Source organism: Niastella sp. sgz303648, from assembly GCF_059587045.1.
Map to the genome: position 1 here is coordinate 1,126,204 of NZ_JCAPSW010000001.1, position 14,803 is coordinate 1,141,006.

Here is a 14,803-nt window from a genome sequence, read left to right on the forward strand (position 1 = left end):
TGACAACAGGTAACCGGCAACCTGATTTCAGTACTTAAACCAATCCACACCCTTTAAACTTTTCAATGATTTCCTTTTTATTATCAGCATTGGTAATAGCTCCGGAAATGGCTATGCTGTGTATGCCCGTAGCGAACAAGCCGGGCACATCTTCGGGCAATATGCCGCCGATGGCCACAATGGGCAATTGAATATTTGCAGCCCTAACCTTATCCATTATTCGCTGAAAGCCTTCGAGCCCCAAAACCGGACTTAATTTTTCTTTGGTGGTGGTAAAGCGATACGGCCCCAGTCCGATGTAGTCAACTCCCTCATCGGCTCTTTGCTGAATATGTTCAAATGTATTGGCGGTTCCGCCTACAATCATTTGCTTACCGGTTATTGAACGAACTGCGGCAACAGGCATATCGTCGAGCCCCACATGAATGCCCCAGGCGCCTACCTCTTTAGCCACATGCGGATAATCGTTGATGACCAGTTTGGCTTCATAATGATCGCACAATGCTTTAACAGCGGTTGCCTGTTGAATCACTTCTGCTTCTGACTGGTTCTTTATACGTAACTGTACCAGCCGGCAACCAGCCTCGAGTACTTCGCGAACAGCCGTAGTGTGTGTTTTTGTTTTTGTTTGTTGTGAAATATAATAAAGTCTGTCTAACATATTTTTCAATTATTTAAAAAAAGCCCTTGTTTCAGGTTAGCAGTAATCAGTCAGGAGCTTGCTTCGTCAACAGCCAAGTGCCTATTGTCTACTGCATGATAGCCCAACAGCGACGTATTACTGTTTAAAAACGATTCAACATATTGTTTGGCCAATGTACAGGCCTGTTGCAAAGAATTTCCCTGTGCCAGCCGGGCTGTTACAGCGGCCGACAATACACAGCCGGAACCATGCTTGGGATACACATTTTCAACACCGGCCGGAATAACTGTACTGCCTGCCTGTTCAAATAATGTATCGGTTCCGCGTGCATCGGGCCGGTGCCCGCCTTTTAATAAAACGGCGCAAAACAACGGTTTGTCTTTTTTTATCAATGCCGAATTGGTTATGGTCTGCAATCGCTGCAGCTCATCGTAATTGGGTGTTACCAGATCGATCGATGCGAGTATTGCTTCGAGGCTATGAAAAACATCCGGTGCATGAAACTCGTATCCGGCGCTTGCTTTTAACACCGGGTCCCACACAATGCGTATAGCGGGATGGTGTTGTTTCAAAAACCGTATTACTTCAAGCATGGTGTCGGGCGATTCAACAATACCTACTTTACAGGCAGCTATTGAAAATTTTCGCACCAGTGGTCGAAGTTGTTCAATGATCTGTTCGGCGCTTAACCAGTGTACATTAAAAAATTCATTATCGGTTTGAACCGTCCAGGCAGCACAAACGCCAAAACCGTACACGTCATGCTGTTCAAATGTTTTGCAATCGGCCAACACACCTGCCCCGCCGCTTGGGTCGAAGCCGGCAATGGATAATACGTATGGTCGTGGTGTTTGCATAAATCACTCCCGCAAAAGGCGCTAAAAAGTTTATTTCGTTTTTTAGGCGGTTTAAGTTAATGACAAAATGCGCCACTTCATTTTTAATAATCTAAATGTTTGCACAGCTCTCTCTGGTTTAGTCCACAAGGCACCCAATACTGCAGCCCCATCAAAATTCATAGCGATTACTTTACTGATATTCTCTGCATTGATTCCGCCCAATGCAATAACGGGTACCGTTTTATATCCATCATGCACAAAAAAGTCTTTATCCGTTATACCGTTATAGTTTTCTTTCGAAATGCTGTTGAATACAGGTCCAAAGAAAGCATAGGAAAAAATTGAGGGCAAACTGCGCAGTGCATCAATACTATGAACCGACGTGCTTAGCCTGTATCCTTTTTTGATGAAGGCGTGCAAAGTGGTGCATCCTTCATCAAAAGCATTTTCCCTTGCCAGTTCGGTAAAATGCAACCGTTGTATATCGAACTCACCGGCCAGTTGATGGCAGCTGTGTAAGGCGATGCGGTTATGGTATTCGGAAGGTATATCATGCAGCAACTGCCGGATATCATTTTCCAATGCATCCGGTTTACGCAGGTGAAAGCACTCCAGCCCTTCTTTGAAAAGCTGTTCTATGATCTGTGCTTCCCCCGCAATCATCTCATGATATGATATAACTATTAACATTCTACTTCATACTTCCTGTGCCTATAATATAGCCGTGCCACGGTTCTGTTGCGCTGACTGGGTAACCGTGGCACGGTTCCATAACTTACAGATACAATTCGCTCCCCTTTGCAGCAAATTCCTTTGCCTTTTCCTCCATACCTTTTTGCAACGCATCTGTTTCCTGCAACCCTTTTTCTTCCGCATACTGTCGAACATCCTGTGTTATTTTCATTGAACAGAAGTTGGGTCCGCACATAGAACAGAAGTGAGCAACTTTGGCGCCATCGGCAGGCAGGGTTTCATCATGAAACTCTCTGGCTGTATCTGGGTCGAGCGACAGGTTAAACTGATCTTCCCAGCGAAATTCGAAACGCGCTTTGCTCAGGGCATTATCACGGTACTGGGCACCCGGGTGTCCTTTGGCCAGATCGGCCGCATGGGCAGCGATCTTATAGGTGATCACACCGTCTTTCACATCTTTTTTATTGGGCAAACCCAAATGTTCTTTGGGTGTTACGTAGCATAACATGGCAGTACCAAACCAGCCGATCATGGCCGCGCCAATGGCCGATGTAATATGATCATAGCCCGGTGCAATGTCGGTAGTGAGTGGGCCGAGTGTATAAAAAGGTGCTTCCCCGCAATGTTGTAATTGTTTATCCATGTTCTCTTTGATCATGTGCATGGGCACGTGGCCGGGCCCTTCGATCATGGTTTGCACATCGTGCTTCCAGGCTATTTTTGTTAGCTCGCCCAATGTTTCCAGTTCGGCAAACTGGGCGGCGTCATTGGCATCGGCAATGCTTCCGGGGCGTAAGCCATCGCCCAATGAAAAGGCCACATCATAGGCTTTCATGATCTCGCATATTTCTTCAAAATGCGTATATAAAAAGCTTTCTTTATGATGCGCGAGGCACCACTTGGCCATGATTGAGCCGCCGCGGCTTACAATACCGGTAACCCGGCGGGCTGTTAAAGGAATATAACGTAACAGCACACCTGCATGTATGGTGAAATAGTCTACACCCTGTTCAGCCTGTTCTATCAGCGTATCCCTGAATAATTCCCAGGTCAGTTCTTCAGCTTTACCGTTCACTTTTTCCAATGCCTGGTAAATAGGCACCGTACCAATGGGCACAGGCGAATTGCGCAGGATCCATTCTCTTGTTTCATGTATGTTTTTACCGGTCGACAGGTCCATAATGGTATCGGCGCCCCAGCGGGTTGCCCATACTGCTTTCTCCACTTCTTCTTCAATGCTCGATGTAACTACCGAGTTGCCGATGTTGGCGTTTATCTTCACCAGAAAATTGCGCCCGATGATCATGGGCTCACTTTCGGGGTGATTGATATTACAGGGAATAATGGCGCGGCCTGCTGCAACTTCTTGTCGAACAAATTCGGGCGTAATGATATTTTTGGGTGTATTGGCGCCAAAACTATGACCGGTATGTTGTTGTGCAAGCGTGGCATAACTTCCGTTCAATTGCTCTTTTAGCAAATCATAGCGTTGGTTTTCGCGAATGGCGATGTATTCCATTTCAGGAGTAATGATGCCTTTTCGGGCATAATGCATCTGGCTTACATTGTAGCCGCTTTTTGCACGCAACGGGTTGCGAATATGCGCAAACCTGAAGGCTGATAATTTTTCATCTTTCAACCGTTCAAGGCCATACGAAGACGACACCTGCTGCAGTTGTTCGGTATCGCCACGATCGGCTATCCATTTTTCACGAAGGGCAGGCAATCCTCTTTTAACATCGATGGCAATATTAGGATCGGTATACGCACCACTGGTATCGTACACCGTAACCGGTGTATTTTTTTCGGTAGCGCCGCCCTTGCCATGCAGAGCGGTATCGTTCAGCGATATTTCACGCATGGCAACAGCAATATCATGCAATTGCCCTTTTACATATATTTTCCGCGAAGCCGGGAACGGATCGCAGGTTATTTTGTTTTGAGAAGGAATTGATTCTTTTTTCATATCGTATATGATATTTTTAAGTGAATAGTGAATGGGCAGCAGGCAATAGGAAATACCCGAACTTAATAGCTGTGCCTTGAACCTTGCACCATGTACCTTGTTCCTTGTGCCTTGTACCCTGCAACCGGTAACCTGTTACAGGTATCCGGCAACCGGTATCCGGTAACTGGCAACAGGCAGCTATCCGCCCTGGGTAGCCCTGATCAGCATTACCTTATCGGCCGGGCGTAACATATATGTAGGCCACTCGTTACCCGGAATAACCGTTTGATCAACCGCCACAGCAAGCCCGGCCACAGGAATGTTAAGTACTTCTGTGAGCAGTTGCTGCAACGAACATTGATCTGGTATGTCTTTGGATTGCTGGTTGATGACGATGTTCATGCTGACAATTTTTACTTCAGGAATGAACACGCAAACAAAGGAGAATAAAGAGAAAGAAATAAAGAGAGCCTTTCACTTTTCCCTTCGGCAGTATGAACTGCATCAGGTTCAAAGGGTATTATCTCAGTCCGCTTATGGACACCCCTAAAGCATCGTAAAGGTATTGAAAAAATAGAATTATCAAATTTTTTCTGAAAGACCTTACAGATTGTTCGTAGTTCAATACCACTTTGTAATAACAATATCAACGCCCAGTTTCACAAAAAAGTCAGCTAATTTTTGTCCTTTATAACAGCACCAGTTGCTGCCCAAATTAACCTTTGAAGGTGAAGCTGAAATCTCTGTGTAGTCCATCAGATTTTCATATTGCGTAAAACAAATCACACTGTATTCAAAAATTTGAGCGTTTTTATTTATAAACAGAATTGCATTTGAAGGCTCTGTCATATTTCCTTCGTTCACCTGATTGCTTTTCCCCCTTTGATTTGCAATTGAAATCAAAGAATCTATATCATTTTTTGTCAGCTCATATTTTTTTGTAAACCTGGATGTATCAATGTTTTTGCCAATTTTTGGAATTAATGAAACCGAGTCCCAACTAAAAATATCTGGTTTGCCCTGAACTGCAACAGCTTTGAATTTAACTATCAGAATCCGATAAGCTTTATTAAAAGGATAAGTTTGCCGGGTAACTTTTGTTTTTGGGTTGGTATTAATGTAACAATTGTTATTTGAATTCGTTTGTGCAGACATTGTTACAAAAATCAGATTGGCAAGTATGAATAGAATTGACCGCATTTTCTTAATAAGATGCTGCCAGGCGGCTATTTCCATATATAGCCGCCAGTTAAAATCAATTACCAACCGGTTCTGCTACAGCGGGGGGCTGGTTGATTTTCTTTGCTGGTGGCATTCAAACCTGTCATATCTTCTTTCAACAAGCCATTGTTTTTAATTTGTAAAACACTGAAACGAAAAACGATAACATATGTACTACTTATCAGGTGTACAAATGACACTTTTCTTGCTGCTGGAAAGTTGTGGCTTTGTATTTTCTATTATCTTAGGATGATCGAATGGGTTATTTGTGCCTGTTACCGGCTATCAGTTTTCGGTTGCTGGTTGATCAGTTAACTGGTTTACAAGTTGACAAGTTAACCAGTTAACAAGGTTTACAAGTTAATAAGAGCAGAGCGCCTTGCCGTTTGCCGTTTCACGTTTGCCGTTTTACGTTTCACGATTACCGATTGACCATTCACCATTGCCCAAACGATTCACCAAAATAAACCATATGAAGAAAATCAAACCTTGCCTGGTGTTATGTACACTGGTATTACTGTTTACCCAATGTAAAAAATCTGTCACTGATGCTTCCGCTGTTTCTGCAACCAGCAGAACGGCCAGTGAAGAAGCATTTGAAACCGTGATCAGCAATTCTTTCAGCAGCTACGCCACTTTCGAAAGCTACTGGAATTACCTGTACCCCTGGGGGTCAGACCACAACGGAACCGCCCGTATGTATGGCAGTTCAACCGATCACAACCACATTTATCTCGATGCATCGGGCGTGTTGCACATTAAAGCCGCCCGCATTACGTGGGACGAAGGCACGAGCAGTTCAACACCGCATCTGCCCATTCACTATCATTCAGGCGCCATCAATGCCAAATTTCAGGTGCTTGTAAATGATCAGTTCCCCAATTATGAGATCAAAGGCGATTTTCAGGTGCCTTCCGTAACAGGCTCCTGGCCTGCATTCTGGCTTACCGGTGTAAACAGCTGGCCGCCCGAAAGTGATATTATGGAGTTCAAAGGCAATAGTAATGTCTGGCAGAACACCTTCCGCACATCGAGCGATGTTACCTCAACCATCACCAATGTATCATCGCCCGGAAGCTGGCATAATTACCGCATCTGGATGACTAAAACATCGGCCACCGATGTACAGATACATTATTATGTCGATGGTGTATGGAAAGCCGTTCATACCGCCAACTTTGTGGGCAAACCCATGTATATTATTATCAATATGCAAATGGAAGGATCGAGCGGTTCGCCCGGACCCACTTCCGACACTTACATGGCAGTAAAGAATTTATACGTTGGAAGAACGAGAGCTTTCTAATAGTAAGGAAGTCTCAAAAACTGAAAGTCCGAAAGAAAAAACCTGTTGGTTTATCTTCCGGGCTTTCTGTTTAAAACTAAAACCATTTGCTAAATGTAAAACACTATTCTTGCAATACAAAAGTACCTACAGCTGGTAGTGATGCTTATGATAATCAGCAGTTGCACACATGACTATTGTCAAGCGCCCCCCTGATAATTACCTGTTTTTTTATCGTTTAAGCTACTATCTTTGCGAGAAATCAGTTGAATTGCAAAAATGGTGGACGATAGTGTTTTTGATAGGCTTACTGGGGCAAACCTTCAGTAAAAGCCTGATCGTCCTGAATTTCAGGATGAACCAAAAAACCATCGCCGCCACCAAATGCGAGAACAGATTCAAACCCAAATCGTGCTGTCACGGTACCTGCTATTTAAATAAACAGCTTAACAAAGACGAAAAATCGCAGGACACGCCATTAAACAGCGGCAGCGGTTTTAAATTCGAAGTGCTGTTGTACAGCGAAAAGAAAACAGAAACCCGCTTTATAGTATTGAACGAAAAACCGGTACATGTTTCCCGCTATACCGAACCGGTTACACAAAAATTAATTGCTTCGGTTTTTCATCCGCCACAGACTTCCGCCTTCGCTTAATTTCATCTTTATTCAGTTCCCAACTTCAATCATCGTATGCTATGATGGTTATGTGCTGTGCATGAGTAGCCCGCCAGGTTATGCAATCATTCACAACATAACACATCATGCATGTACCAATTCTATTGTATGAACCCGATTAAATGTGTGTTGCTACCGGTTTTTGTATTATTAACTTGCATTTCCTATTCACAGATAAATTATATCGGAAAAGTAATAGATGCCGTTACCCGTGAACCGATTGCCAATGCATCGGTTCAAATTAAAAATACCAATCACGGAACCATTACCAATGCCGGCGGAGAATTTGCATTACCACTCACAGATACGAACCGCGAATTATTGATATCTTACTTAGGCTATGAACCGGTTACCCTTGTAGCTGCCCTGCAACAAAAGCGAAATGTGATTGCCTTACAATCGGGCAATAATCATTTGCAGGAAGTAGTGATCAGCGCCAGCCGAACCGTTCAAAAACGCAGTGAGGCGCCGGTTGCCATTGCCACCATCAGCAAACAAACTATCGAAGACACCAGGGCTACGCGCATCGATCAGCTGGTAAATAAAGTAAGCGGTGTAAATATGGTGAACCTCGGCAATGAGCAACACCAGATGAGCATCCGCCAGCCGATGACCACAAAAAGTCTTTTTTTATATCTCGAAGACGGCATTCCCATTCGCACCACCGGATTGTACAATCACAATGCTTTGCTCGAAATGAATATGCCGGCCGCCCGGCAAATCGAGATCATCAAGGGCCCTGCCTCATCGTTGTACGGTGCAGAAGCTATTGGTGGAGCAGTAAACGTAATAACACAGGCGCCACCAGCTTTATTAACGGCTCAGGTAAGCGCACAGGCAACCAATACCGGTTATAAAAGAACCGACTGGCAGGTGGGCAATACATTTGGCAAATTTGGCTTGCTGATCAGCGGCTATTATGCCAATCGCCACAACGGCCCTGTTGATCACAGCGATTTTCATAAAACAGGCATTACCGTGCGCGGCGATTATAATTTTAGCGATAAAACAAAATGGGTGAATGACATTACATATGTGAACTATTACAGCGATATGCTGGGTTCGCTCGACAGCATTCATTTTGCCAACAAAGATTACAGTACGCCGCAAACATTTACTTATCGCAAAGTGCCGGCCATACGGTATAAGTCGCAGTTATTTCATCAGTGGAACGACAATAGTTCAACCCAGCTATCATTTGTATACCGCGATAATTCGGTGCAGCAGAATCCATCGTACCGGGTAAAAAATTCGGCTACCAATCCATTGCTTGCATCCGGTGAAATCAATGAAAGCGCATTCAATACGTATATGCTTATTGCACAGCACCAGCAATCGTTTAATTTCCTGAACAGCAAATTGATTGCCGGTGTTTCGTACGATAATAGTCCTTCGTTATATAACAGCAATTATATCGCCATCGACCGCGATAGCCGTGGCTATTATGTTAGTTATACCACCACCGATTCGGTGCTCAGTCATTATAAAACCGGCATCATTAACCTCGCTTCATATATACATTACGAAGCTACTCCGGTAAAGGGATTGAAAATAACCGCTGCGCTCCGGTACGATTATTACCACTATAATTTTCAAAACGATCTGGCGCCATCGGCCTACACCGGGGCGCCTTCTTCGATAAACAACTTCAAACGTTTTTCACCCAAAATAGGCTTTACCTATAATTACAAAGGAGCTGGTTTGTATGCCAATTACAGTGAAGGTTTTGTACCTCCGCAAATCAGTGAATTGTATACCGGTGTAAAAGTGCCTTACCTCGGTCCGCAAACGTTTTTCAACTATGAAGTGGGCGGATGGTTTTCTTTACTTAAAAATAAATTGTATGCCGACTGGAGCCTGTACCTGCTAAAAGGCACCAATGAAATCATCAGTGTAAAAAATGCCGATGGTTCAACCGAAAATCAAAACGCCGGCAAAACAAAACATACCGGTATTGAATACGGCATTACTTACAGACCCGTGAACAGCCTGTCGCTACGATTCAGCGCCGCCAACAGCAAACATACTTTTGTTGACTATATTGAAAAAGGCATCGCCTACAACAACAACGAGCTGGCCGGCGGTCCGCGTTTTCTTGCCAATGCCGAAGCAACCTGGAAACCCGTTTTTGTAAAAGGATTGCGCCTTGGCGCCGAATGGCAACACATCGGCTCGTATTATATGGATAACGCCAATACCAAAAAATATAACGGATATGATCTGTTGAACCTGCGCGTCGGTTATACCATCAGGCAGTTTGAAATATGGGCAAATGCGCTCAATGCTACCAATGTATATTACTCAACCTATGCCAGCAAATCGGGTAGCACACTCAGTTATAACCTCGGAGACCCGCGTGAGATAACTATAGGTGTAGCAGTTAAATTTGGACAAAGGCTTAATTAAGGTAAGAGACGAAAATTGAAGTAAGCAGTATGATGTTTTACCCGAAGGCTATTCATTTGCATTCTTTCACAAACACCATTTTATGGACTGAGGCGGCAAAACGCTAAGAGACATAAGCACGATGTTCCGGGCCGGCATGCAGGTGGTGATGATTGCTGTGGGATTGATATTGTGATGGAGATCAAAATAAGGTTTGGCGGAGACGCGAAGGCACTATAAATATCGAATATTGAATATTAAAAGTTGAATGTTGAAGTAGAAACAACTTCAACATTTGTTATTGGACATTCAGTATTCGATATTTCTTAATCCCGCCCCGGAGGAAGGTAGAGAAAACGAAGATGCAGAATGAGCGAAGGTAGATGAACCCGCGACAACTCCCTACTTCATACTTCATACTTCTTACCTCTTACGCCCTATTGACAACTTATTACTTACGACTTATTACTTACGACTTGCTCAGTCCTTCTTCTGCGACCGGTACTGCTTGGGCGATAACCCAATGATCTTTCTAAAACGCTTTGAAAAATAATAGGGATCATCGAATCCCATGCTGAGAGCGATATCTTTCACTGAACTACTGCTGAAATCGAGTTGCTGACTGGCCTTTTGCATTTTCATCTGAATGAAATAGTCAATAGGCGCATAACCGGTTTTTTGTTTGAACAAACTCGAGAACCGCGAGGCAGAGTAATTATAATGACTGCTTAATTCCTGCAACGAAATATTTTCATTGATGTGCTCCTGCATGTACAGGATGGCGCTGTCAACGCAATCCATTTTTTCGTTAGGACTAACCGTAGTATGTTTTGAATTATAAATGAACAAGCTTAAAAAATGAGGCAGGCACATATTCGCAAAGATCAGGTTATCGGTACTGTATCCTAATTCAAGCGCCTTGTACATTCTCGAAAAAAGCGTGAGTATCTCTCCGCTGCTTTTTATATAAAAAGGCTTAAAATGTTTTTGCACCGCCTGCAATGCATTCATTTGGGGAAGATTGTCACCGCCAAAATGTATCCAGTAAATGCTCCAGGGATTATCATCGGCGCTGCCATAAGCATGCTCAACGTTTTGCGGCAGAATAAAAAACTGATTGGGACCAACCTCTGATTTTTTATCACCTATCTGGTACCATCCATATCCATCTACACAATAAAATAAAAAATTTTCGGGCAATCCTTTCTTACGGTATGTATAATGTCCTTTTGCATTGGGATAATAACCGAGGCTGCATACATAAAGCTGGTTAAGCAGGCTGTTCGTCTGAACTTTTAATTTCAGTACAGTTTTGGGTATTTCAATACGCTGCCGGCCAATCCCATACCATATATTTTTATGGGACCCTTCTTTGTTTTTTGCATTCATAGGTTATTAAGTGCCTTTCTGTTTGGTGCAAGATACTTACATTTTCAGTTCTAAGTCATAAGTTCTAAGGTATAAGTGTTGAGTTATTATCAGGAGTTCGCACACATTGTACGCAAAAAGTTTTAGCAGCGATAATTGCCAATTGCATATTGCTTATTGCATATTGACCGTTGCCCTGTAACTTGCAATCTGTAACTTATATACGCAGCCATGAACAGAAAAGTTTTATGTATTGTTACCTTTTTTATTTCTATCATAGCTCCCCGGCTTTTACGGTCACAGGCTGTACTACCTGAAAACTATAATGTTATATGGAACTCGCAAAGCAATGATGCAGCAGGCTCCATGCCCTGTGGCGGTGGCGATATAGGATTAAATGTATGGGTTGAAAAAGGTGAACTATTCCTGTATATGGCAAAAAGCGGCAGTTTCGATGAAAATAATGCATTATTAAAACAAGGCCGGATACGTGTTAAACTAACACCCAATCCGTTCGATAAATTGTACATTAAACAGGAATTAAAATTACAGGAAGGTTATATAACTATTGATGCACAGAACAACCGTTTGCAATCGAATATAAAAATATGGGTTGATGTATACCGGCCCGTTATACACATCGATATTACCGCCGGCGAACCGGTAATTGCAGAAGCCGGTTATGAAAACTGGCGTTATAAAAACCGCATCAATTCCGGCAAGGCCAATAACGCCAATTCATATAAATGGGCACCCCAGGGGGAAGTTATTACATATAAAGATGATATTAATTTTTCAGGCAACGACCTGTTGTTTTATCATCGCAACCGGAGCGATGTACCCAATATTTTTGATATAACAGTAAAACAGCAGGGGCTTGAACCGGTAAAAGACCAATTATTTAATCCGCTCAGCCAATTAACTTTTGGCGGTATCATGCAGGGAAGCAATATGCAACCGGCCGGAACGTATACCGGCACTTATATCGATACCGATTTTACCGGGTGGAAAATGCAAAGCAAAAAACCCGCCCGCGAACATCATATAACCGTTTTTTTGCATACCGAACAAACCGCATCAGTACAGGAATGGCAAACAGGTTTGCAACGTGTGATCAGCGATGCTGCTAAAAATAATAAAACAGCCTGGCTGCAAACCCGTAACTGGTGGAAACAATACTGGCAACGCAGCTATATCAATATACAGCCCAACCGGCCCGATACCGGTTCAGTACTTTGGCAAACCGGCCGCAATTATCAGTTGTTTCGCTATATGCTCGGATGCAATGCCTTTGGAAATTATCCTACCAAATTCAATGGCGGACTGTTCACGTATGACCCATCGCTTATCGACACTTCATTACGATTTACACCCGACTTTCGCAACTGGGGCGGCGGTATTCATACTGCACAAAACCAGCGGCTGGTGTATTTTCCCATGCTGAAGAGCGGCGACTGCGATATAATGAAACCCCAGTTTGATTTTTATGTACGTTGTTTGAAGGCAGCCGAACTGCGCAGCCGGTTGTACTGGAACCATAATGGCGCCTGCTTTGCCGAACAGCTCGAAAATTTCGGACTGCCCAATTGCACCGAGTACGGATGGAAACGCCCTGCCGATGCCGATAAAGGCGTTGAATACAATGCCTGGCTGGAATATGAATGGGATACCGTGCTTGAATTTTGTTTAATGATGCTCGAAACAGAACGGTATGCCGGCAATAACATCAGCGAATACATTCCGTTTATCGAAAGTTGCGTGCGCTTTTTTAATGAGCACTACCAATACCTCGCCGGTAAAAGAGGCAGAAAAACACTCGATGGCAACGGACACCTGGTCCTTTATCCGGGTTCCGCCGCCGAAACCTATAAAATGACCTACAATGCAACCAGCACCATTGCCGCATTGAAAACCATTGTAACAAGATTGCTCGAATTGCCATCGAACTATTTGAGCGACTCATCGCGTACCGGTTTACAGCTGCTGGCATCGCGCATACCGCCCATTAGTTTCAGGCAGTTTCAAAACCATACCACCATTGCGCCGGCCCGTGTTTGGGAAAGGGTGAACAACACGGAAGCGCCTCAATTATACCCTGTTTTTCCCTGGGGCCTGTTTGGCATTGGCAAACCCGGTTTGGATACCGCCATCAACACTTTTAAATACGACACCGATGTAGTTAAATTCAGAAGCGCTGTTGGCTGGAAACAGGATAATATTTTTGCGGCCCGCCTGGGTTTAACTAGTGAAGCGACCCGGCTTACCGTACAAAAATTAAAGAACAGCGGCCGCCGTTTTCCTGCTTTCTGGGGACCGGGTTTCGACTGGACGCCCGATCACAACTGGGGCGGCAGCGGAATGATCGGCTTACAGGAAATGCTGCTGCAGGCCGACGGCAAAACCATCTACCTTTTCCCTGCCTGGCCAAAAGACCAGGATGTACATTTTAAATTACATGCCCCCGGGAATACCACGGTGGAAGCAAGTGTTAAAAATGGCAAGGTAGAATCAGTTATCGTTGTTCCGGAAGAAAGAAAAAAAGACGTAGTGAACATGTTTTGATGGCCCGATGGTTGGTTAGATTAGTTTTATAAGTTATTTTCATTGAAGAAACGAATCGTAATTTATGGCAACAACATCCATTTATTTTATTCCAAAGACGAAATTTCCTACCGGACAATTCAAAAGCACTGTTGAAAACGTTCTTGAAGAACTGAATCTTATTGAGGGCTATTATGATGAAGATGATGAAAGTTTTGCCCCGGGACAGTTGCTGTCGTTTGAATATGCATCAATACGCGACACAGAGAACGACCGGCTAATTCCTGAAGCCTCTTCTGAAGGATATGGCGCTACCTGTACCCATTGTTCTGAAGATATAGACGATGAATTTTATGACGCCCTGAATGATTTTTACGATTTTGAAGTGGAACATATGGTTGAAAAGGATATGAAATCAATTATCGTCACCTGCGAAAAATGTAAAAAAGTTTCAAAAATAACAGATATACAGTTTAAGCAGCCCACCGCTATCTCGAACCAGTACTTTCAGTTTGTTGATCTGAACGATGAAGTGAACACTGAACTTATTCAAAAAATTGAAGCTAAGCTCGGTTCCCCGCTGACAATAATCTACGAAATAATGTAACAACTGATGTATGCCGGTTTATATTTCGATATTGCGGGGAATTAATGTGAGCGGAGCAAAGAAAATTGCGATGGCTGATTTAAAAGCGCTGTACGAAAGCCTGCACCTGAAACAGGTAATCACCTACATACAAAGCGGCAATGTGTTGTTTATATCCGAAAAGAAGCTTTCCCCGGCGTCGCTTGTTAAACAAATTGAAGGGGCCATTGAGAAAAAATACAACTTCAGCGTTCCTGTCATTATCAGAACTGCAGAAGAAATGGAACAGGTAATTTCAAAGAACCCATTTCTGAAAGAGAAGAATATCGATACCGAAAAGTTGCATGTAACCTTTTTGGCCGGCGAGCCTGCTGAAGAAAACCTCAACCGGCTTAAAACCATCGATTACGCCCCCGACCGGTTTATTATGAAGGGCCATGAAATTTATTTGTATTGCCCGGGTGGCTATGGCATCACCAAACTGTCGAACAATTTTTTCGAGAGCAAGTTGAAGGTAAGCGCCACCACCCGCAACTGGAAAACAGTAAATAAACTGGTAGAACTCGCAAACAACATATAAAGAATATGATCGTTTTATAGCCATACCCCACCAATGGG

13 protein-coding genes and 1 riboswitch are annotated in these 14,803 nt (G+C 43.5%); of the genes, 6 read left to right on the top strand and 7 right to left on the bottom strand.

The features are described from left to right. Nucleotides 1-34: 34 nt before the first annotated feature. From AC59IL_RS03910 to AC59IL_RS03935, 6 genes are all read right to left on the bottom strand, one after another. Complete coding sequence (locus AC59IL_RS03910; protein WP_496550773.1) at nt 35-661, bottom strand: thiamine phosphate synthase; 627 nt, start codon at nt 659-661, stop codon at nt 35-37. A 50-nt stretch (nt 662-711) separates the two neighbouring features. Next, nucleotides 712-1,500 carry a hydroxymethylpyrimidine/phosphomethylpyrimidine kinase gene (locus AC59IL_RS03915; RefSeq protein ID WP_496550774.1) on the bottom strand — a complete coding sequence of 263 codons (789 nt, stop codon included), beginning with the start codon at nt 1,498-1,500 and terminating at the stop codon, nt 712-714. Nucleotides 1,501-1,551: 51 nt separating this feature from the next. Beyond that, on the bottom strand, nt 1,552-2,172 hold the full coding sequence (locus AC59IL_RS03920; protein WP_496550775.1) for a thiamine phosphate synthase: 621 nt from the start codon (nt 2,170-2,172) through the stop codon (nt 1,552-1,554). 85 nt (nt 2,173-2,257) lie between these two features. Continuing rightward, entirely contained in the window at nt 2,258-4,141 is a 1,884-nt protein-coding gene (gene thiC, locus AC59IL_RS03925) for a phosphomethylpyrimidine synthase ThiC (protein WP_496550776.1), read from the bottom strand. A gap of 180 nt (nt 4,142-4,321) precedes the next feature. Further along, nucleotides 4,322-4,525 (bottom strand): sulfur carrier protein ThiS, encoded by a 204-nt coding sequence (gene thiS, locus AC59IL_RS03930; RefSeq protein ID WP_496550777.1) that lies wholly within the window; start codon nt 4,523-4,525, stop codon nt 4,322-4,324. A gap of 62 nt (nt 4,526-4,587) precedes the next feature. Continuing rightward, nucleotides 4,588-4,681, bottom strand: a riboswitch (TPP riboswitch). Nucleotides 4,682-4,744: 63 nt separating this feature from the next. Then, nucleotides 4,745-5,359, bottom strand: a complete 615-nt coding sequence (locus tag AC59IL_RS03935) for a hypothetical protein (RefSeq protein ID WP_496550778.1) — start codon at nt 5,357-5,359, stop codon at nt 4,745-4,747. Nucleotides 5,360-5,816: 457 nt separating this feature from the next. Between AC59IL_RS03935 and AC59IL_RS03940 the strand changes: the two genes are divergently transcribed. The 3 genes from AC59IL_RS03940 to AC59IL_RS03950 all read left to right on the top strand — a co-directional run bounded on the left by AC59IL_RS03940 (nt 5,817) and on the right by AC59IL_RS03950 (nt 9,711). After that, complete coding sequence (locus tag AC59IL_RS03940; protein ID WP_496550779.1) at nt 5,817-6,650, top strand: LamG domain-containing protein; 834 nt, start codon at nt 5,817-5,819, stop codon at nt 6,648-6,650. Between the two features lie 169 nt (nt 6,651-6,819). Continuing rightward, nucleotides 6,820-7,284: a hypothetical protein gene (locus AC59IL_RS03945; protein ID WP_496550780.1), complete on the top strand. Its 465-nt coding sequence runs from the start codon at nt 6,820-6,822 to the stop codon at nt 7,282-7,284. 129 nt (nt 7,285-7,413) lie between these two features. Next, a complete protein-coding gene (locus tag AC59IL_RS03950; RefSeq protein WP_496550781.1) occupies nt 7,414-9,711 on the top strand; it encodes a TonB-dependent receptor in 2,298 nt (765 codons plus the stop codon). Between the two features lie 459 nt (nt 9,712-10,170). On the opposite strand, the gene AC59IL_RS03955 is transcribed toward AC59IL_RS03950, so the two are convergent. Continuing rightward, nucleotides 10,171-11,079 (bottom strand): AraC family transcriptional regulator, encoded by a 909-nt coding sequence (locus AC59IL_RS03955; RefSeq protein ID WP_496550782.1) that lies wholly within the window; start codon nt 11,077-11,079, stop codon nt 10,171-10,173. 210 nt (nt 11,080-11,289) lie between these two features. Here AC59IL_RS03955 and AC59IL_RS03960 point away from each other — a divergent pair, with 210 nt between their 5' ends. The 3 genes from AC59IL_RS03960 to AC59IL_RS03970 all read left to right on the top strand — a co-directional run bounded on the left by AC59IL_RS03960 (nt 11,290) and on the right by AC59IL_RS03970 (nt 14,765). Beyond that, the gene (locus AC59IL_RS03960) at nt 11,290-13,620 is read left to right on the top strand and encodes a DUF5703 domain-containing protein (RefSeq protein ID WP_496550783.1); all 2,331 of its coding nucleotides are present in this window, start codon (nt 11,290-11,292) and stop codon (nt 13,618-13,620) included. Between the two features lie 64 nt (nt 13,621-13,684). Further along, entirely contained in the window at nt 13,685-14,206 is a 522-nt protein-coding gene (locus tag AC59IL_RS03965; RefSeq protein ID WP_496550784.1) for a hypothetical protein, read from the top strand. A gap of 10 nt (nt 14,207-14,216) precedes the next feature. Continuing rightward, a complete protein-coding gene (locus tag AC59IL_RS03970) occupies nt 14,217-14,765 on the top strand; it encodes a DUF1697 domain-containing protein (RefSeq protein ID WP_496550785.1) in 549 nt (182 codons plus the stop codon). The last annotated feature ends 38 nt before the right edge of the window (nt 14,766-14,803 follow it).

Coding starts and splice junctions, on each gene's coding strand:
- AC59IL_RS03920 (WP_496550775.1), bottom strand. CDS start 2,172: ATGTTAATAGTTATATCATATCATGAGATGATTGCGGGGGAAGCACAG.
- thiS (WP_496550777.1), bottom strand. CDS start 4,525: ATGAACATCGTCATCAACCAGCAATCCAAAGACATACCAGATCAATGT.
- AC59IL_RS03955 (WP_496550782.1), bottom strand. CDS start 11,079: ATGAATGCAAAAAACAAAGAAGGGTCCCATAAAAATATATGGTATGGG.
- AC59IL_RS03945 (WP_496550780.1), top strand. CDS start 6,820: ATGACTATTGTCAAGCGCCCCCCTGATAATTACCTGTTTTTTTATCGT.
- AC59IL_RS03960 (WP_496550783.1), top strand. CDS start 11,290: ATGAACAGAAAAGTTTTATGTATTGTTACCTTTTTTATTTCTATCATA.
- AC59IL_RS03910 (WP_496550773.1), bottom strand. CDS start 661: ATGTTAGACAGACTTTATTATATTTCACAACAAACAAAAACAAAAACA.
- thiC (WP_496550776.1), bottom strand. CDS start 4,141: ATGAAAAAAGAATCAATTCCTTCTCAAAACAAAATAACCTGCGATCCG.
- AC59IL_RS03970 (WP_496550785.1), top strand. CDS start 14,217: ATGCCGGTTTATATTTCGATATTGCGGGGAATTAATGTGAGCGGAGCA.
- AC59IL_RS03950 (WP_496550781.1), top strand. CDS start 7,414: ATGAACCCGATTAAATGTGTGTTGCTACCGGTTTTTGTATTATTAACT.
- AC59IL_RS03935 (WP_496550778.1), bottom strand. CDS start 5,359: ATGGAAATAGCCGCCTGGCAGCATCTTATTAAGAAAATGCGGTCAATT.
- AC59IL_RS03915 (WP_496550774.1), bottom strand. CDS start 1,500: ATGCAAACACCACGACCATACGTATTATCCATTGCCGGCTTCGACCCA.
- AC59IL_RS03940 (WP_496550779.1), top strand. CDS start 5,817: ATGAAGAAAATCAAACCTTGCCTGGTGTTATGTACACTGGTATTACTG.
- AC59IL_RS03965 (WP_496550784.1), top strand. CDS start 13,685: ATGGCAACAACATCCATTTATTTTATTCCAAAGACGAAATTTCCTACC.